The sequence below is a fragment of the Catellatospora bangladeshensis genome, from assembly GCF_016862575.1.
Lineage (GTDB): Bacteria > Actinomycetota > Actinomycetes > Mycobacteriales > Micromonosporaceae > Catellatospora > Catellatospora bangladeshensis.
Genome location: NZ_BONF01000010.1, coordinates 170,876 through 188,506, shown reverse-complemented (window position 1 = coordinate 188,506; position 17,631 = coordinate 170,876). Strand labels below are relative to the sequence as shown.

Here is a 17,631-nt window from a genome sequence, read left to right as displayed (position 1 = left end):
CTGCACCGCCGGCCGGGCTTCGGGCTGCAGTTTCGGGGAAGGTGCAGCGGCCGTCAGGTGACGGTGCGGGCCATCACCGTGAGGGGGTTGGTGAGGAGGTCGGTGAAGGCGAGTTCGGCGGCACCGAGCAGGGTGGTGTCGTCGCCGAGCGCGGCGACCGCCAGCCGGACCCGCTCCCGGGAGACGGGCAGCACGTGGGCGGCGATCCGGTCGCGGACCTGCGCCTGCGCGCCCAGGTACACGTCGCGCATCATGCCTCCGAAGACGAGCACGCCGGGGTTGAACAGGTTGATCAGGTTGGCCACGCCGATGCCGAGCCAGTCGCCGACGACGGCCACCGCGTGCCGCGCGGCGGGCTCGCCGCGCCCGGCGGCCTGGACCACCTCGCGCACCGCGTCGCGCCCGATCAGGCCGGCGGGCCGCCCGGCCTCGTCGAGCAGCGCGCGCTCGCCCACCTCGGCCTCCAGGCAGCCGCGCGCCCCGCACGAGCAGGCGCGGCCGCCGTGCGGGTTGACCAGCATGTGTCCCAGCTCGCAGCCGTAGCCGGCCTCGCCGTCGAGGACCTCGCCGCCGACGATGATGCCGCCGCCCACGCCGACGTCGCCGTGCAGGTAGATCAGGTTGTCGACGTCCACGCCCGCGCCGCGCCGGTGTTCGGCCAGTGCGCCGAGGTGGGCTTCGTTGCCGACGGCGACGGGCAGCCCGAGGCCGAGCCGCTCGCCGAGTTCGGTGCCGAAGGCCTGGTCGACCCAGCCCAGGTAGGGCCCGTAGCGGACCATGCCGTCCCCGGGGCGGATCATGCCGCAGTACGACGCGCCGACGCCCACGCAGATCGCGCCGGGCGGGGCGGCGTCGTGCAGCTCGCGGCCGAACCGGGCGAGCACGTCCACGACGGCCGCCAGGTCCGGGCCGGAGCGGGAGCGTACGGCCACGCGGCGCTCCTCGATCCGGCCGCCCAGGCTGACCCGCGCGGCGACCAGCCGGTCCACGGCGACGTCGAAGGCCAGCACGTAGACGCGTGCGGCGGCGGGGGTGACGACCAGGGACGGCCGGCCGGAGCGGCCCGCGCCGGTGGGCTGCTGCTCGCGGACCAGCCCGGCGGCGCTGAGTTTCGTGGTGAGCGCCATGATCGTGCTGCGGTTGAGGTTCATCCGCTCGGCGAGCGCGGCGCGCGACAGCGGGCCGTGCAGGTGCACCTGTTGCAGGAGCGCGCCGAGATTCTGCCGGGGGGCGTCCTCGGTGGCGGGCTCGGCCCCGGGCAGCGTCGGGCTTCTCAGCATCGAGACCTCGGCGGCAGGCGGGTGCAGGTGGTGGAAGGATCAACCATACGTGACCGGCCGCGGCCGGTGGAAGTCGGCTTGGGGCGGTTTGGCCGGGGCGCGGTGGGGAACCTGCGGAGAATGGCCGATCGCTTAGAGGCACTGCACGAGGAGTACGCACAGGGCGCGCGGCGCCCGCTGAAGGGGTACCTGGGCCTGCTCGCCGGGTACGGCGTCGCGGTGGGCGCGCTGGTCGCGGCGGCGCGGTTCAGCCGCCGCCCGCTACCCCGGCCGGGCGTGGGCGATGTGCTCCTGATCACCGCGGCCACGTACAAGGCCAGCCGGTTGCTGTCCAAGGACGCGGTCACCAGCCCGCTGCGCGCCCCGTTCACCCGCTATGAGAAGCCGATCGGCGCGGGGGAGGTGCAGGAGGAGGTGCGCGACGAGGCGGGCCCTGCCCGGCACGCTTTCGGCGAGCTGGTCAGCTGCCCGTTCTGCCTGTCGATGTGGATGGCGACCGGGCTCACCGGCGGGCTGGTGCTGGCGCCCCGGTTCACCCGGTTGGTGGCGACCGCGCTGACGGCGGTGGCCGGGGCCGACTTCCTGCATTTGGGGTACGCGATCGCGCACCGGCACGCCGAGGGCGGCTCGAAGCCGGCGCCCGCCCCGCTGCCGGCCGGGTTCGAGCCTGCTGAGCTGCGCTGATCCGTTTGCCGCCAGGGTCTGCGGGGAACGTCCCAGGTCTGCAGACGAGGGAGGCCGGAGATGGCACCACAGCGGACATGCCTGGTCCTGGAGGCGGCACCCGTGGAAAGCGCCCCGAGCGCGACCCGAAGACGGTGCACAAGCGACAGACCCCGCCTGGCGCGCAGGCGCCTGCCGGAGATGGTGCAGCGAGCGCAGCGATGCGCTCGCTGATCCGCGTCCGGGGGGTCAGGCGGACGGCGGGCTGAAGAAGCCGTCGCGGATGGTGACCAGCGCCAGCACCGCGCCGAGGGCGGCGATCATGCCGCCGCAGGGTGAACCGGCCAGGAACGCCGTGATGGCCAGCGCGCTGGTGGCGAGGGCGAGCAGCAGCCGCAGCCGGTGCTTGCGGTGGCGGCGGTACTCGGCGGGCGGGCATGGTTCGCCGGCGCGCAGCCCGAGCGCGAACCAGGGGTCCTCGGCGCTGGTGCGCGCCTCCAGCTCGGCGAGTCTGCGCTCGTCGTCGGGGTCCAGCTCCACCGCGTCACCCCCGTGATCGACCCTCATCGACCATCATCGCCGTGGCGGGCAAGCCGACCGCACGCGACCCGAGTGGGTTCCGCAACATTCCCCAAAATTCTCTAACACTCCCTAATCGTGGCGCGTTAAGGTGCGTTGACGACCATGCGTGAGAAGGGGAAGTGATGACGCGGATCTACCGGAGCGAGGCCGGCGGCCGGCGGGTACGGGAGCAGTACGAGCAGATGCTGCGCGAGTGGCCCGTCCCGTGCGAGCACCGGCGCGTGCCGACCCGGGAGGGTGAGACGTTCGTCGTGGTGTCCGGGCCGGAGCAGGCGCCGCCGCTGGTGCTGTGCCACGGGTCGGGCACCAACGCGGCGATCTGGATGGGCGACGTCGCCGCCTGGGCGGAGCACTTCCGCGTCTACGCGGTCGACATGATCGGGGAGCCGGGGCTGAGCGCCCCGTCCCGCCCGCCGCTGGACTCCGAGGCGTACGCCCACTGGCTCGACGACGTGCTGCGGGAGCTGGGGGTGGGCCGGACCGCGCTGGCCGGGGCCTCGCTCGGCGGGTGGCTCGCGCTGGACTACGCGATCCGCCGGCCGGACCGGGTGACGAGCCTGGTGCTGCTGTGCCCCGGCGGGGTGGGGCGGCAGCGCTGGGGCTGGCTGCTGAAGGCGGTGCTGCTCAGGCCGTTCGGGCGGTGGGGGCGGCGCCGGACGCTGCGCGCGGTCGCGGGCCTGGACGTGCCCGGTGCGGAGCGTTTCCTCGACAGCATGGTGCTCACCGACGAGCACTTCCTGTTCCGGAAGGAGCCGCTGCCGGTCTTCCCCCACGCCGCGCTGCGCGGGCTGGCCATGCCCGTGCTGGTCATCGCGGGCGACCGCGACGCCATGCTCGACACCCGCGAGACCGCCCGGCGGATGGCGGCCGCCGTGCCGCACGCGGACATCCGGGTGCTGCCGGGCGTCCGTCATTCCGTGGTGGGCCAGACCGCGACGGTGCTCGACCACCTGCGCCAGGCGGGCGCTACGCGACTCCGCTGACGGACGCCGGGCCTGCTCCGGGCGGGAAGGGTCAGGCGGCCTGTCTGGCGGCGGCGATGAACTCCCTGATCAGAGCCGAGTCCTTGACGCCCCGGGACGATTCGACACCGCTGGACACGTCGACGCCGGGCGCGGCGGACTGCCGGATCGCCTCGGCGACGGTGTCCACGGCCAGCCCGCCCGCGAGCAGCCAGTCCTTGCCCAGGTCCCGCCCGCGCAGCGTCGCGTAGTCCCACGCGCCGCCCGATCCCGGGTCGGTGGCGTCCACCAGCAGCAGGTCCTCGCCGTACGCGCCGACCCGCAGGTCGGGTGCCTCGTAGCTGACGGCTCTGATCAGGGTCAGCCCGAGGTCGGCCACGGCGGCGAAATCGGCGCGGGAGTAGGCGCCGTGCAGCTGCAGCGCCCGCAGGCCGGCCGCCTGGACCAGCTCGCGTGCCTCGGCGACGCCGATCCCGGCGACGACGCCGACGGTCAGCACGTGCGGCGGGACCGCGGCGGCCAGCCGGCGGGCCGTCTCCGGAGTGACCTGGCGCGGGCTGCGGGTGAGCACGAAACCGAGGGCGTCGGCGCCCGCGCCGACCGCGGTCGCGACAGTGTCCGGGGTGGACAGGCCGCAGATCTTGACGAACATCGCGGACCCCGGCTCAGGCCGTGGCCATGCGGGCGAGGACCTCGCGGGCCACCTCGTCCGGGGCCTCGTCGGGGATCCAGTGGCTGACACCCGGCAGGGTCACGAAGCGGTAGTCGCCGGTGACCTGCTGCGCGCAGCCCTGCGCCGCGGCCGCGCCGACCGCCGCGTCGTGGTCGCTCCACACGAACGTGGTCGGCACGGGCACCGGACCGGCCGCCATCGGGCCGCGGCCCAGTGCCCGATACCAGTTCAGGCCGCCGGTCAGCCGGGCCCGGTCCAGCATCGGGGTGACGAAACGCTCGACCCGCTCGGCCGGGACGCCGGCGAACAGCTCCCGCAGCCGCTGCCCGTCCTGCTCCAGCAGCAGGTCCTCGGCCTTGCCGGGCTGCTGGAACAGTCCGATGTAGGCCGAGCGGCGCTGCTGGTCGGCGTCGGTGGCCAGGGCCTTCGCGTACGCCGAGGGGTGCGGCACCGAGATCGCGGTCAGCGTGCGCACCCGGGCGGGGTGCTCGGCGGCGAGGTGCCAGGCGACGACCGCTCCCCAGTCGTGGCCGACCACGTGCGCCCGGTCCACGCCCAGCGCGTCGAGCACCGCGACCGCGTCGGCGACGCACTCGCCCATGGTGTACGCGGCCACGTCGGCGGGCCGGGCGCCGGGGGAGTAGCCGCGCTGGTCGAGGGCGTACGTGCGGGCGCCCGCGTCGTGCAGGCGCGAGGCGACCAGCTCCCACTCCCCGGCGTGCTGGGGGAAGCCGTGCAGCAGCAGCACCGGCGGCCCGTCCACCGGGCCGCCCGCCTGCACGTCGAAGACCAGTTCCCGCGCGGTGATCTGCATACGGGCCAGCGTAGTACGGCATGCGTGCGCGATCATGTGACGGCCGCCGCACCGGGACTCACACCTGCGGGTGACCCGCGGAACGTATTGACGCCGGACGTGGTTCGGCACAGTGAAGACAGGGCAGTCTGGTGTTACAGGGAGGAGGTGGCCCGATGTCCGAGACGACCCACCGGCCGCCTGCCGAGCCGAGCGGCGAGCAGCTGATCAGCCTCGCCCGCGCCGAATACACGCTGGCGCAGGCGGGACGGCCCGACCGGGCCCCGGCCGAGGCTGGTGGCGCCTTGCTCGGCCCGGCCGGGATCGTGCTGCTGTGGACCGGGCCGGTGCTGGCCGCGGCGGCGGTGCTCGTCCTGTCCCGGGTGATGCCGGTGTGGCTGGCGGTGCTGTGCGCTGTCGCCGGGTCGGTGCTGCTCGGGGTGGCGCTGGCGCTGGCCGGGCGGTTCCGCCTCCGGCGCCGCGAGGCTCCGCGCCGCGCCGTCAACGGCCAGCGTGCCGACGCGGCCGGGCTCAGCAAGCCCGCGGCGGAGTGGCCCGGGTCCGAGCGCAGCACCCGCCCGTGACCGGGGTCACGGGCTGCTGATCCACCGGTCGCGCAGCCCGGCCAGGATGGTCACCGACACCACCAGCAGGATGAGGCTGAGCACGATCGCCGCTTCGAGGTCGGTCTCCAGGGCCAGGTAGACGGCGAGCGGCATGGTCTGCGTTCGGCCGGGGAAGTTCCCGGCGAACGTGATCGTCGCACCGAACTCGCCCAGCGCCCGCGCCCAGCACAGCACCGCGCCCGCGGCGACCCCGGGCGCGACCAGCGGCAGCGTCACCCGCCGGAACGTGGTCCACCGCCCCGCGCCCAGCGTCGCGGCGGCCTCCTCGTAGCGGGTGTCCGCGCCGCGTAGCGCCCCCTCGACCGCGATGACCAGGAACGGCATCGCCACGAACGCCTCGGCGACGACCACCCCGGCGGTGGTGAACGGCAGCGTCACCCCGAACGTCTCGTCGAGCCAGGAGCCGATCAGGCCCCGGCGGCCGAACAGCAGCAGCAGCGCCACACCCCCGACCACGGGCGGCAGCACGAGCGGCACGGTGACCAGGGCGCGTACCAGGCGCCGTCCCGGGAACTCGACGCGGGCCAGCAGCCACGCCAGCGGCACGCCCAGCAGTACGCAGGCCACGGTGGCCAGGGTCGCGGTGAGCAGCGACAGCCGCAGCGCGGCCAGGATCGCCGGCTGCGCCAGGTGCTCCAGCAGCGTGCTCCACGGGGCGCGCAGCAGCAGCCCGAGCAGCGGCAGCACCAGGAACGCCAGCGCCAGCCCGGCGGGCACGAACAGGAACAGCGGCACCCGCCGCGGCCCGCGCCGCCGGGGCGCGGCGGTCACGGCCGGTCCGCTGGACTGCTGCTCGGTGACGGACATACCCGCAGCCTACGGAGCGACGGCGGCCGGCGGGGCGCGGACCGGGGCGGGCGCGCCCGCGGTGATGTCGCATGCGGCCGCTATCGTCCGGCACGACCTGGCGCGGGAGGTAGCGATGGGCACATGGGACACGGGTCCCTTCGACAACGACAGCGCCGCCGACTGGTGCGGCGCTCTCGATGACGCGGCACCGGGCGAGCGGCTCGCGATGATCAGGCAGGCGCTGACGGAGGCCGCGGACACGACCGGTTTCCTGGACGACCGGGAGGGCGTGCGGGCCATCGCGGCGGCCGCGATCGTGCTGTCGCAGCGGCCCGGAGCCGAGCCGCTGACCTCGGCGTACGCGCCGGACTTTCTGCTCGACGGCGGCAGCGTGGTGATCCCCGACGACGTCGCGGCGCTCGCGGTGCGGGCACTGGACCGGGTCATGGGCGACGACTCCGAGTGGCGCGAGTCGTGGGAGGAGGGCGGCGGCGAGGACGCGCTTGCCGTGGTCCGCGACCTGCGTAGCGCCCTGGCAGGTTAGGAAGGGCACCTTCTACTACGTATTCCGATAAGAAGGTGCCCTTCCTTTCGTTACTGGAAGGTGAGGGCGCCGGTGCCGGCGTTGCGGATGCAGGACAGGGTGCGGTTGGCGGTGGTGGCGGCGGCGGACAGGCACTGGCCGAGGACGGCGTGGCCGGCCGCGTTCGGGTGCCAGGACTCCTGGCAGGTCTGGAAGTACGTCCCGCAGGTGTTCGCGAAGCGCTGGATCGCGATCTTGTCGTAGCCGGACAGGCTCTGGATGAAGGTGCCGCTCGGGCCGTCCATGATGCGCACGGGGGTGGCCAGCGCGCCGGTCGGGCTGCCCGCCTTCTCGCACAGCCGCGCGCCGTCGAAGGCCCGCTGCACGTTGAGGTAGACCAGGTCCTGGCCGGGGAACTCGGCGGACAGGTTCGCGTGCGAGTTGCGCACCACGGCGCCGAGGTTGGCCGAGAAGCGGTGGCCGGGGGCGAGGCTGGCGCGGTGGATCGGGCAGCCGGCGGCGTAGCGCTCGGCGCCCAGCTCGCGGAACTTGTCCCGGTCGTCCTGGCGGCCGTCCTCCTCGACGAGCGTGCTGTACACGTCGGTGGGCAGCGGGTTGGTGTAGTCCTGGAACACGATCCGGTGCTGGCCGTCGGCGTCCACCTCGTTGAGCGTGGTGATCAGCTGGCGCAGCGCGTTCGTGGTCTCCGTGGTGGCCGAGGCGACCTCGGCGGCGCTGGCCAGGTCGGCGTCGGTGCACGGCTCCTGCGGCACCGGGCCGTTCAGGTACGCCCAGAACTCCCACCAGCCGGTCCACGCGTCGGCGATGAACCGGTTGGCGCACAGCGTCGCCACGTCGCCGAAGGTGAAGTAGCTGTTGTTGGAGCCGAGGCCGACCAGCACCAGGTCGATGTCGTGGGTCTGCGCCACGGCACGCAGCTGGGTGAGCTGAGCGGCGACCTGGCGGCCGTTCGTGCGGGTGTTCGACGCGTTGGCGATGTCGTGCGGCTGGCCGCCCGAGCACGCCAGGTTGAACCGCGCGTTGATGCCCGACAGGGCCGCGACCTGCAGTGAGGCGTTGGCGGAACGGTGGCAGAAGTAGGCGTTGTTGTTCGCCGCCGACCAGCCGGGGAACGCCTGTGCGGTCCCGTTGAGGTCGACGACCGTGCTGTACGCGCCGGCACCCTCGCCGCTGATGAAGCTGTCGCCGATCGCGACGGCCGCCGTGGGCAGGGCGGCGGTCGCGGGGGCGGAGGCGACGGCGAGGGCGCCGGAACCGAGGGTGAGGGCGGCCGCGGCGGCCAGCGCCGTGCGCCGGAATCTGGACACTGTGGATCCTCCGAAAGCGAATGTGAGAACGGTTCGCAGATAAGACCATGACTGGAGATGCGCGTCAATACTCCGGCGTTACCTGCAGGAAACCTTCACCGCGACACGCCTGCCCGGCTTCACGGCCTGTTCATACACCCGGGCCTTAGGGTTCCTCAGGTGACGACGACCCTCCGCCTCGGGACCCGGGGCAGCACCATGGCCCTGGCGCAGGCCCGCCACGTCGCGCGCGGGCTGGAGGCCGCCCACCCGGGCCTGACCGTGCTGCTGGTGCCGGTGTCCACGCACGGCGACCGGTGGACCGGCAGCCTCGCCACGGCCGGCGGCAAGGGCGCCTTCACCAGCGAGATCGACGCGCTGCTGCAGGCCGGGGACATCGACCTCGCGGTGCACTGCCTCAAGGACATCCCCGGCGACGTGGCCCTGCCCGAGGGCGTGCACATCGCCGCCTACCTGCCCCGCGACGACGTGCGCGACGCGCTGCTCAGCCGAGACGGCCGGGGCCTGTCCGAACTGTCCCGCGACGCCGTCGTCGGCACCAGCGCCGTCCGCCGCCAGGCCCAGCTCCTGCGCGCCCGGCCCGACCTGCGCGTCAAGCCGATCCGCGGCAATGTGGACAGCCGCATCGCCCGCATGGACGCCGGTGACGTCGACGCGATCGTCGTCGCCGCCTGCGGCCTGCACCGCATCGGCCAGGCGCACCGCATCACCGAGGTGCTGCCCGCCGAGATCATGGCCCCCGCCACCGGCGCCGGCACCGTCGTCGTCACCACCCGCGTCCACGGCGAGGCGGCCACCCTGGTCACCGCCCTCGACGACCCCGACAGCCGCGACCCGGGCCTGGCCGAACGCGCCCTGCTCCGCCGCTTCGGCGCCACCTGCAACAGCGCCGTCAGCGGCCACGCCACCCTCGACCAGAACACCCTGACCCTGCGCGCCGCCGTCTACGCCCCCGAAGGCGACCGCACCCTGCACACCGTCGTCGCCGGCGACCGCACCCACGCCCCCGCCCTCGGCCGCCAGGCCGCCGAAGAACTCCTAGCCCTAGGCGCCCGCAAACTCCTAGACCCATATCTCCGCTGACCCCCCCGCCCCACCCCTACCCCGCGCCGATCTTGCGTGGGTTGTGGGTGCGACACGCTCAAAAAGGGCAATAGGGCAACACTTCGCGCAAGATCGACGTGATCTTGAATCGGGTCAGCCGGGGAGATTCAGGCGGGCTACGAGTTCGGTGTCTTCGGTTTCGCCGGTTTCGGTGAAGCCGACGGCGGTGTAGCAGTGGCGGGCGGCGGTGTTGGCGGGCTCGTAGGACAGGGCGAAGCTCGTCTGGCCGTGGTGGGCCGAGAGCAGGTCGAGTGCGGCGCGTACCGCGGCCTTGCCGAGGCCTCGGCCCTGGTGGGCGGTGTCGATGATGATGCCGCCGAGCCAGGCCGCGCCGTCGGCGGGGTCGACCGTCCACATCAGGAAGCCGAGCACCGTGCCGTCGGGTCCGGTCACCGCGAGCGGCTGCCAGCCCGCCGTGCCGTAGTGGCACAGCGCCAGGTAGTACGCCGGGTCGGCGACCCACTGCCGCTGCGGCTCGCTGACGGTGAGGGCGGCCACGGCGCGCCAGTTCGCGGCGTCGACGGGCACGAGGGTCACGGCGGGCGCGGCAGGGGTGATCATGTGGCGCATCCTGCCAGGCCGGTGCCGGGTCACCTCGGCAGGGTCGGAAGACGCAGGTCAGGACATGATCGGCGTGGTTCCCAGGAATGGGAAAAATGGGGCAATAGCATCTGATCTCGGATTGCCCCGGCCGTGCGTGCCGCCGTTGGAGGGTGGTGTCCGAGCCCGCGCCAGGGGCCTCGTCCGATCCCACCTACCTGGAGGCACAGTCCATGCGTATCGCACGCACCGCCCTGGCCGTGGCGCTCGCGGCCCTGAGCATCGCCGCCGTGCAGGCCCCCGCGCACGCCGCGCCGATGTGCAACGAGAAACCCGTGACCCACCTGGGCACCGCCGAGGCCGACGTCATCGTCGGCACCCCGGGCGACGACGTGATCCTGGCCCTGGCCGGTGACGACACCATCAGCGGCCTGGGCGGCAACGACACCATCTGCGCGGGCGAGGGCAACGACACCGTGTACGGCGAGTCCGCCGCGCTCGACGTCGCGGCGGCCGGCGGCAGCGACACGGTGTTCGCCGGGCCCGGCGACGACACGGTGGTCGGCGACTTCGGCGCGGTCGAGTTCCCGGCGGTGACCGGCGGCACCGGGAGCAACGACCAGATCTACGGCGGCGAGGGCAACGACACGATCTACGGCGACGCGATCGACGCGGTCGTCACGCTGGTCGCGCCCGGGGTGGTCTTCGCCAACGACGGCGTGTTCGGCGGTCCCGGCGTCGACACCCTCTACGGCGACGCGCGCACGCTGACCTTCGAGCTGGAGGGCGCGCTGGCGGTGGACGCGGGCAGCAACACCGTGTCCGGCGGCACCGAGAACGACGTGGTGTACGGCAACTTCGAGACCGTCGGCGCGACGCTCGGCACCATCAGCGGCTCGGGCTGGCGCGACAACCTCACCGGCGGCGACGGCGACGACGCCGTGTACGGCGACGCCAAGACGGGCGCGGACAAGCTGACGCTGGTGGGCGATCTCGCGTACACCGACATCATCAACGCCGGCGCGGGAGCCGACACGGGCGACGCGGGCCCGGGCGTCGACATCTGCGCCAACGTGGAGACCGCCGTCAACTGCGAGGCCTGACCCGAAGGAAGGGCACCTTCTTGTCGTTTTCCGATGAAGAAGGTGCCCTTCCCGACGTGGTCAGGCGATGGCCTTCTCCATGTTGCGGAGGATGCCGGGCCAGCCGCGGCCCATGCCCTCGAACGCCTGGCGGCCCATCGGCGAGTCGAGGTCGAGGCCGCTGTGCTCCAGGAACAGGCGGGTGCCGGTGCCCTCGGGCTCCAGCCGCCAGGTCAGGGTGCTGTCGAGGGAGCCCTCGGCGAAGCTGTAGCGCAGCAGCCGCTCGGGGACGACCTCCAGCACCTCGCACGGCTGCTGGCCGAAGCCGCCCATGTCGAGGGTGAAGCGGTGGCCGACGACCGGCTGCACGTCGCCCGCCGCCCACCAGCGGGCGTGCAGCTCGGGGTCGGTCAGCGCCTGCCACACCCGCGCGGGCGCGTGGGACAGGAACTGGTCGCAGTGGATGGTGCCTGGTTCGGTCACGAGAACTCCTCGTCGAGTACGTCGCGCAGCGACCGCAGCCGCTCACGCCAGAAGTGTTCGTACGGGTGCAGCCACTGCCCGACCTCGGCCAGCGGCTGCGGCTCCAGGTGGTAGTAGCGGTGGCGGCCGCGCGGCTCCTCGCGGACCAGGCCGGCGCCCCGCAGCACCTGCAGGTGCTCCGAGATCGACGGCCGGCTGAGCGAGAACTGCCCGGCGAGGTCGCTGACCGCCCGCGGGCCCTCCCGCAGCGAGTCGAGCAGCTGCCGGCGGACCGGGTTGGCCAGTGCGCTGAACACGTCGGTGGTCACGCGCTCGACGATACGTCGGAGATCTCCGACGCGTCAACTTTTCCCGACGCGTTGCGCGCGCCGCGGGCGGCGTTCGGCAAGGGATCGAATTTCACAAGATTTTCATGCGGACGTACTGATCAAGTCTGGATCTTCCGGGGTCCATCTGCGATCGTCCTGTCTGTCCACACCGTGACCCCAGCCGGAGACCCCCCACCCGGCGGCGGTGCGGACAGTCGGGAGACCCTCGATGTCCCGTGTCCTCAGGACGGCCGTCGCCGCGGCGGCCGCCGTCCTCCTCTCCGTGGGGCTCGGCGCCGCCCCCGCCGGCGCCACGCCGCCGAACATCCCCTCCTACAGCACCGCGCTGAGCAGGCTCAACGCGCTGACCGTCGCGGCCGAGTCGCACGCGTCCACCTACAACCGGGACCTGTTCCCGCACTGGATCACCGTCAGCGGCACCTGCAACACCCGCGAGCAGGTGCTCAAGCGCGACGGCACCGGCGTGGTGGTCGACAGCAGCTGCGCGGCGACCTCCGGCTCGTGGTACAGCCCCTACGACGGCGCGACCTGGTACGCCGCCGCCGACATCGACGTCGACCACATGGTGCCGCTGGCCGAGGCCTGGGCCTCCGGCGCGTGGGCGTGGACGACCGCCAAGCGCCAGACCTACGCCAACGACCTCGGCGGGCCGGAGCTGTGGGCGGTCACCGACAACGTGAACCAGTCCAAGGGTGACAAGGACCCGGCCGAGTGGCAGCCGCCGCGCTCGGCGTTCCGCTGCACGTACGCCCGCGCCTGGATCCAGGTGAAGTACTACTACGCCCTCACCGTCGACAGCGCCGAGAAGTCCGCGCTGAACAGCATGCTCGCCACCTGCTGAGCCGTACGCGACCGCATCGCCGCGGCCCGGCTTCGCCCGGCGCGGCAGGCAGTTTCGGGGAAACTGCACGTTCGCGGCTGGCGATTCGTGCAGCTTCCCCGAAACTGCAGCAGTCGGTCAGGACGCGGCGATGCGGTCGCGCAGCAGCGGGATCCAGTGCTCGCCGTAGCGTTCGCGCAGCTCCGGCCGCAGCCAGTCGGCGCCGGTGACCGTGCCGCGGCACAGGTCCGCCCCGCAGGCGCAGGTCATGGTGAAGTCCGCCGCCGCGGTGCTGGTCGCGTAGTCGTTGGTGATCTCCTCGCCGGGCGCGATGTCGCGCCGCGCGGTCAGGGTGTACGCGTCGATCCACCACAGGTTCGGGTCGCAGCCGTGGTTGCCGTAGCCGTTCGGGCGGCGCGGCGGCAGCACCAGGTGCAGGTCGTCGCCGACCGTGATGGTGTCCACGTAGCGGTGCTCACGCGCGGCCTCGGCGAACAGGTCCCGTAGCGTGGCACCGTCGACGAGGTGTCCTCCCAGCCGGGACACGACGGTCCCGGCCGGGAGGAACAGCCTCGCGAACAGCCCGCGGCCCGCGATCGCCGACTCCCGCACCTCGACGTCAGGGTGCAGCCAGCAGTCTCTCGCGGGTTCGGTCACGGGCTTCATCGCGTACGCCGCAGGTCAGCTCGCCGGGGTGGCGACGCCCTGTCTCGCCACCTCCGGCCCTGCCTGCAGCGTGACCACGGTGAGGATCTGCCGCAGCATCCCCTCGATTCCCTCAAACCGCTGGTCGACACCATTGAACTGCTTGTCCATGCCGTCGAATCGCTGGTCCATGCCGTCCAGGCGCTGGTCCATGCGATCGAACCGCTGGTCGATGCGGTCGAACCGCTGGTCGATGCCGTCGAACCGCTGGTCGATCTGGTTGAACCGTTCGGTGCATTCCTGCCGGTGGGCGCGCAGGTCGGCCGAGAACTCGTTGATCGCGCCGCGGAGCAGCGCGGTCTGGTCCTCTGCCTCGATCTGCCGCCGGCGGGTGTCGTAATGAGCTGCTTCGAGCAGATCGACACGCTGGCGCAGGGTCAACTTCACTCGTCTCCTCCCCAGGAGGTGTCCGCTCGGCGGGATGCCGGGCGTCCGTCGCCCACCATTCTGCATCGACTAAGTCGGTTACGCCGCATCGAAAGGCGTGCCATCCCGAATCGTGACCTGCTGTTCTACTCGAACGGGTGATACCGCGCCCGATGGCCCGATCTTGCGGAAGGAGCCGATCCGGGTAGGGTCGCGATGATCCTGCCGGAACCGCGGCCGCTCCCGCTCCGGTGACCGACACGACGAAGGACAGTCAATGTCAGAGGAGCGAGCTCCGGCCGTCATGCCGGAGACGCAGGCGCCGTGGCCTGCGCGGGACGGGCTGCGCATCACCGGCGTACGCGCGATCGTCACCGCGCCCGAAGGGCTGCCGCTGGTGGTGGTGCGCGTCGACACCAGCGACCCGGGGCTGTACGGCTTCGGCTGCGCCACGTTCACGCAGCGCTTCCACGCCGTCGTGGCAGCCGTCGACCAGCACGTCGGCCCGATGCTGATCGGGCGGCATCCGGCCGACATCGAGGACATCACCCGCATGGTGCACCTGTCGTCGTACTGGCGCGGCGGCCCGGTGCTCAACAGCGCACTGTCCGGCGTGGACCAGGCGCTGTGGGACATCGCGGGCAAGCGCGCCGGGATGCCGGTGTACGAGCTGCTCGGCGGCCGGGTCCGCGCCGCCGCCGACACCTACCTGCACGCCTCCGGCGCGACCATCGAGCAGGCCCTCGCAGATGCGCAGCAGATCCTCGACGCGGGCTACCGCAACGTGCGCCTGCAGGCTGGCGGCCCGGGACTGGGCACCTACGGCGCACCCGGCACCCCGGGCGGCTACCCGGACGCGCCGTACCCGGACGGCTGGGACGTGCAGCAGTACCTGCGCGACACCCCGAAGCTGTTCGCGGCGGCGCGCGAGGTGCTGGGGGAGACCCCGAACCTGATGCACGACGTGCACCACCGGCTCACCGTGAAGCAGGCGGTGGCCCTGGCTCGCGCGCTGGAGCCGTACCGGCTGTTCTTCCTGGAGGACCCGATCCCGCTGGAGCTGTACGACCGGCTGCCCGAGCTGCGCGCGGCCGCGCCGATGCCGATCGCGGTGGGGGAGCAGGTGGCCTCGGTCGCCGACGCGGCCCGGCTGGTCGCCGGGGGCGGGGTGGACCTGCTGCGGCTGCACATCTCGGCGATCGGCGGCCTGACCCCGGCCCGCAAGCTGGTCGCGCTGTGCGAGCTGACCGGCGTCGGCACGGCCTGGCACGCGCCCGCCGACGTGTCGCCGATCGGCGCCGCCTGCAACGTGGCGCTGGACGTGAGCAGCCCCGCGTTCTCGATCCAGGAGGGCCACCTGTGGCCCGATCCGGTGCGCGAGGTGTTCCCGGGCACGCTCGACCCGCGCAACGGCTACCTGTACCCGAACGACGCCCCCGGCTGGGGTATCGAGGTCGACGAGAAGGCGGCGGCGAAGTACCCGGCCGTCACGCACCTGCACGAGCGGTGGTCGGCGCGGGTGCGCCGGCCCGACGGGGGGATCGAGGCGCCGTGACCAAGCTGGCGATCGTCGGGACCGGCAACATAGCCGCCGGCTACCTGACCGACCTGCGCACCTATCCCGGCCTGGAGGTCGTGGGCGGCCACGACGCCGACCCGGCAGCCGCGGCCGCGTTCGGCGCCGCGCACGGCCTGCCGATCTACGGCAGCCTCGACGAGCTGCTCGCCGACGATCGCGTGGACGTGGTGGTGAACCTGACTCCGCTGTTCGCGCACGTGCCGGTGACCACGGCGGCGCTGCGCGCGGGCAGGCACGTGTTCAGCGAGAAGCCGCTCGCGCCGACGCCGGAGGAGGCGCGCGGGCTGGTCGAGCTGGCCGCCTCGCTGGGGCTGCGGCTGGGCTGCGCGCCGTTCACCTACCTGGGCGAGGCCATCCAGACCGCCTGGAAGCTGATCCGCGACGACGCCGTCGGGCCGATCAAGCTCGTGTACGCCGAGGTCAACCACGACCGGATCGAGTCCTGGCATCCGGCGCCGCAGGGCCCGTACCGGGCCGGGCCGCTGTTCGACGTGGGCGTCTACTCGCTGACGGCGCTGACCGCGATGCTCGGCCCGGCGCGGCGGGTGTGGGCGTACGGCACGATCCTCAAGCCCGACCGGGTGACCCTGTCCGGCGAGATGTTCTCCCCGCAGGCCCCGGACTTCTCCCTGGTCGTTCTGGAGCTGGCGTCCGGCGCGACGGTGCGCCTGACCGCGAACTTCTACGTCGGCGCGGGCACCCGCCAGTCCGGCATCGAGCTGCACGGCGAGCGCGGGTCGATCCACATCGCCGACTGGACCAACTTCGACTCCGAGATCCGCGCGGGCCTGCCGCCGGAGCCGGTCCCGCTGCTCGGCGAGCCCTACCGGGGCATCCCCTGGGGACGCGGCATCGCCGAGTTCACCGGCGCGATCGCCGACGGCCGCCCGCACCGCTGCTCGGCCGAGCACGCCGCCCACATCGTCGACATCCTCGCCGCCGCCGCCCACTCCCAGCAGTCCGGCACCCCCGTCGAGGTGACGAGCTCCTTCCCCGCCCCGCTCCCGATGCCCTGGGCTTCCTGAGGGAAGGAAGGGCACCTTCTTACTGCTTTCCGATGTAGAAGGTGCCCTTCCAAACCTCAGGTACATTTAGGGCGTGAATTGTTAGTAAAGTTTCTGAATAGATGTTACGCTCCCCATCAATCTCGATGAATGGCCAGCCATCGACCCGGCAAGCACCTTCCCCCGAAGGACGTGATCCCCCATGTCGAGACTGCGCGCCCTCATCGCGCTCGTGGCCCTGACGGTCGCGGGTGGACTGATGGCGATCCTGCCCAGCACCGCGGCGTCGGCCGCGGCGTGCGCCACCCCCTGGCAGTCGTCGGCCGTGTACACCGGCGGCATGCAGGTCTCCCACAACGGCCGCAACTACCAGGCCAAGTGGTGGACCCAGAACGAGGCCCCGCCCGGCACCACCGGCGTCTGGCAGGACAACGGCGCCTGCGGCACCACCACCCCGCCGCCCGGTGGCACCTGCAACTACCCGAACTGGGCCGCCGGCACCTGGTACGCCACCGGCGCGATCGTGCGCTACACCAACGGCCTGTACTACATCGCCGAGCACGACAACCCGGGCTACGACCCGATCATCAGCACCTGGTACTGGGACCCGTACAACTGCTCCGGCACGCCGCCGACGAGCAGCCCGCCGCCGACCAACCCGGGCGGCTTCGTGGTCACCGAGGCCCAGTTCAACCAGATGTTCCCGGGCCGCAACTCGTTCTACACCTACTCCGGCCTGGTCGCGGCGCTGAGCGCGTACCCGGCGTTCGCCAAGTCCGGCAGCGCGACGGTGCAGCGCCAGGAGGCCGCGGCGTTCCTGGCCAACGTGCACCACGAGACCGGCGGTCTGGTGTACATCGTGGAGCAGAACACCGCGAACTACCCGCACTACTGTGACGCGAGCCAGTCCTACGGCTGCCCGGCCGGGCAGGCGGCGTACTACGGTCGCGGGCCGATCCAGCTGAGCTGGAACTTCAACTACAACGCGGCCGGCAACGCGCTCGGCCTGCCGCTGCTCACCAACCCGTGGCTGGTGCAGACCGACGCCGCGGTCGCCTGGAAGACCGGCATCTGGTACTGGATGACCCAGAACGGCCCCGGCACCATGACCCCGCACAACGCGATGGTCAACGGCGCGGGCTTCGGTGAGACGATCCGCAGCATCAACGGCTCGATCGAGTGCAACGGCGGCAACCCCGCCCAGGTGCAGAGCCGCGTCACCAAGTACCAGCAGTTCGTCGGCATCCTCGGCGTGCCCGCCGGTAACAACCTGTACTGCTGAACCACCGGTCCCCGGGGCTCGCCGATCCGCGGCGGGCCCCGGTTTCCGTTTGTGCGCGATCGCCTCGGGGTGACCATCGCGGATCGATGGTCGTGAGAAAAGCCGCTGACCTGCGCAA

General features: G+C 72.6%; 21 protein-coding genes. 10 read left to right on the top strand and 11 right to left on the bottom strand.

What is annotated here, in order from left to right; all coding sequences use genetic code 11:
* Positions 1-53: 53 nt before the first annotated feature.
* Positions 54-1,280, bottom strand: a complete 1,227-nt coding sequence (locus Cba03nite_RS10070) for an ROK family transcriptional regulator (RefSeq protein WP_203744500.1) — start codon at positions 1,278-1,280, stop codon at positions 54-56.
* A gap of 120 nt (positions 1,281-1,400) precedes the next feature.
* Between Cba03nite_RS10070 and Cba03nite_RS10065 the strand changes: the two genes are divergently transcribed.
* Complete coding sequence (locus Cba03nite_RS10065) at positions 1,401-1,964, top strand: DUF1360 domain-containing protein (protein WP_203744498.1); 564 nt, start codon at positions 1,401-1,403, stop codon at positions 1,962-1,964.
* A gap of 228 nt (positions 1,965-2,192) precedes the next feature.
* On the opposite strand, the gene Cba03nite_RS10060 is transcribed toward Cba03nite_RS10065, so the two are convergent.
* The gene (locus tag Cba03nite_RS10060) at positions 2,193-2,510 is read right to left on the bottom strand and encodes a DUF3040 domain-containing protein (RefSeq protein ID WP_203744496.1); all 318 of its coding nucleotides are present in this window, start codon (positions 2,508-2,510) and stop codon (positions 2,193-2,195) included.
* A 137-nt stretch (positions 2,511-2,647) separates the two neighbouring features.
* Here Cba03nite_RS10060 and Cba03nite_RS10055 point away from each other — a divergent pair, with 137 nt between their 5' ends.
* Positions 2,648-3,508, top strand: a complete 861-nt coding sequence (locus tag Cba03nite_RS10055) for an alpha/beta fold hydrolase (RefSeq protein ID WP_203744494.1) — start codon at positions 2,648-2,650, stop codon at positions 3,506-3,508.
* Positions 3,509-3,539: 31 nt separating this feature from the next.
* On the opposite strand, the gene Cba03nite_RS10050 is transcribed toward Cba03nite_RS10055, so the two are convergent.
* Complete coding sequence (locus Cba03nite_RS10050; RefSeq protein ID WP_203744492.1) at positions 3,540-4,139, bottom strand: phosphoribosylanthranilate isomerase; 600 nt, start codon at positions 4,137-4,139, stop codon at positions 3,540-3,542.
* A 13-nt stretch (positions 4,140-4,152) separates the two neighbouring features.
* Complete coding sequence (locus tag Cba03nite_RS10045; protein ID WP_203744490.1) at positions 4,153-4,974, bottom strand: alpha/beta fold hydrolase; 822 nt, start codon at positions 4,972-4,974, stop codon at positions 4,153-4,155.
* A 155-nt stretch (positions 4,975-5,129) separates the two neighbouring features.
* Between Cba03nite_RS10045 and Cba03nite_RS10040 the strand changes: the two genes are divergently transcribed.
* Positions 5,130-5,537 carry a phage holin family protein gene (locus Cba03nite_RS10040; protein WP_203744488.1) on the top strand — a complete coding sequence of 136 codons (408 nt, stop codon included), beginning with the start codon at positions 5,130-5,132 and terminating at the stop codon, positions 5,535-5,537.
* Between the two features lie 6 nt (positions 5,538-5,543).
* Here the strand turns inward: Cba03nite_RS10040 and Cba03nite_RS10035 are convergent, their stop codons facing one another.
* A complete protein-coding gene (locus tag Cba03nite_RS10035) occupies positions 5,544-6,386 on the bottom strand; it encodes an ABC transporter permease (protein ID WP_203744486.1) in 843 nt (280 codons plus the stop codon).
* Between the two features lie 115 nt (positions 6,387-6,501).
* On the opposite strand from Cba03nite_RS10035, the gene Cba03nite_RS10030 reads away from it, so the two are divergent.
* Positions 6,502-6,912: a DUF4259 domain-containing protein gene (locus Cba03nite_RS10030; RefSeq protein WP_203744484.1), complete on the top strand. Its 411-nt coding sequence runs from the start codon at positions 6,502-6,504 to the stop codon at positions 6,910-6,912.
* Between the two features lie 50 nt (positions 6,913-6,962).
* Here Cba03nite_RS10030 and Cba03nite_RS10025 read toward each other — a convergent pair whose 3' ends face one another.
* Positions 6,963-8,219, bottom strand: coding sequence for an SGNH/GDSL hydrolase family protein (locus tag Cba03nite_RS10025; RefSeq protein WP_203744482.1), 1,257 nt, complete (start codon positions 8,217-8,219; stop codon positions 6,963-6,965).
* 159 nt (positions 8,220-8,378) lie between these two features.
* On the opposite strand from Cba03nite_RS10025, the gene hemC reads away from it, so the two are divergent.
* Positions 8,379-9,302: a hydroxymethylbilane synthase gene (gene hemC, locus Cba03nite_RS10020; protein ID WP_203744479.1), complete on the top strand. Its 924-nt coding sequence runs from the start codon at positions 8,379-8,381 to the stop codon at positions 9,300-9,302.
* A 114-nt stretch (positions 9,303-9,416) separates the two neighbouring features.
* Here hemC and Cba03nite_RS10015 read toward each other — a convergent pair whose 3' ends face one another.
* Positions 9,417-9,884, bottom strand: a complete 468-nt coding sequence (locus tag Cba03nite_RS10015; protein ID WP_203744477.1) for a GNAT family N-acetyltransferase — start codon at positions 9,882-9,884, stop codon at positions 9,417-9,419.
* A 212-nt stretch (positions 9,885-10,096) separates the two neighbouring features.
* On the opposite strand from Cba03nite_RS10015, the gene Cba03nite_RS10010 reads away from it, so the two are divergent.
* Positions 10,097-10,966, top strand: a complete 870-nt coding sequence (locus Cba03nite_RS10010; RefSeq protein ID WP_203744475.1) for a calcium-binding protein — start codon at positions 10,097-10,099, stop codon at positions 10,964-10,966.
* A 60-nt stretch (positions 10,967-11,026) separates the two neighbouring features.
* Here the strand turns inward: Cba03nite_RS10010 and Cba03nite_RS10005 are convergent, their stop codons facing one another.
* Complete coding sequence (locus Cba03nite_RS10005) at positions 11,027-11,428, bottom strand: SRPBCC family protein (RefSeq protein WP_239125611.1); 402 nt, start codon at positions 11,426-11,428, stop codon at positions 11,027-11,029.
* The gene (locus tag Cba03nite_RS10000) at positions 11,425-11,736 is read right to left on the bottom strand and encodes an ArsR/SmtB family transcription factor (RefSeq protein ID WP_203744473.1); all 312 of its coding nucleotides are present in this window, start codon (positions 11,734-11,736) and stop codon (positions 11,425-11,427) included. The genes Cba03nite_RS10005 and Cba03nite_RS10000 overlap by 4 nt, the downstream gene beginning before the upstream one ends.
* 229 nt (positions 11,737-11,965) lie before the next feature.
* Here Cba03nite_RS10000 and Cba03nite_RS09995 point away from each other — a divergent pair, with 229 nt between their 5' ends.
* Positions 11,966-12,598 carry an HNH endonuclease family protein gene (locus Cba03nite_RS09995; RefSeq protein WP_203744472.1) on the top strand — a complete coding sequence of 211 codons (633 nt, stop codon included), beginning with the start codon at positions 11,966-11,968 and terminating at the stop codon, positions 12,596-12,598.
* Positions 12,599-12,715: 117 nt separating this feature from the next.
* Here the strand turns inward: Cba03nite_RS09995 and Cba03nite_RS09990 are convergent, their stop codons facing one another.
* Both Cba03nite_RS09990 and Cba03nite_RS09985 read right to left on the bottom strand, forming a co-directional pair.
* On the bottom strand, positions 12,716-13,234 hold the full coding sequence (locus tag Cba03nite_RS09990; protein WP_203744470.1) for an SET domain-containing protein: 519 nt from the start codon (positions 13,232-13,234) through the stop codon (positions 12,716-12,718).
* Positions 13,235-13,258: 24 nt separating this feature from the next.
* Positions 13,259-13,669 carry a hypothetical protein gene (locus Cba03nite_RS09985; protein WP_203744468.1) on the bottom strand — a complete coding sequence of 137 codons (411 nt, stop codon included), beginning with the start codon at positions 13,667-13,669 and terminating at the stop codon, positions 13,259-13,261.
* Between the two features lie 256 nt (positions 13,670-13,925).
* Here Cba03nite_RS09985 and Cba03nite_RS09980 point away from each other — a divergent pair, with 256 nt between their 5' ends.
* The 3 genes from Cba03nite_RS09980 (at position 13,926) to Cba03nite_RS09970 (ending at position 17,513) form a co-directional block, all read left to right on the top strand.
* Positions 13,926-15,203 carry an enolase C-terminal domain-like protein gene (locus Cba03nite_RS09980; protein ID WP_239125610.1) on the top strand — a complete coding sequence of 426 codons (1,278 nt, stop codon included), beginning with the start codon at positions 13,926-13,928 and terminating at the stop codon, positions 15,201-15,203.
* A complete protein-coding gene (locus Cba03nite_RS09975; protein WP_203744466.1) occupies positions 15,200-16,252 on the top strand; it encodes a Gfo/Idh/MocA family protein in 1,053 nt (350 codons plus the stop codon). The genes Cba03nite_RS09980 and Cba03nite_RS09975 overlap by 4 nt, the downstream gene beginning before the upstream one ends.
* A 181-nt stretch (positions 16,253-16,433) precedes the next feature.
* Entirely contained in the window at positions 16,434-17,513 is a 1,080-nt protein-coding gene (locus tag Cba03nite_RS09970; protein WP_203744465.1) for a glycoside hydrolase family 19 protein, read from the top strand.
* Positions 17,514-17,631 lie beyond the last annotated feature (118 nt).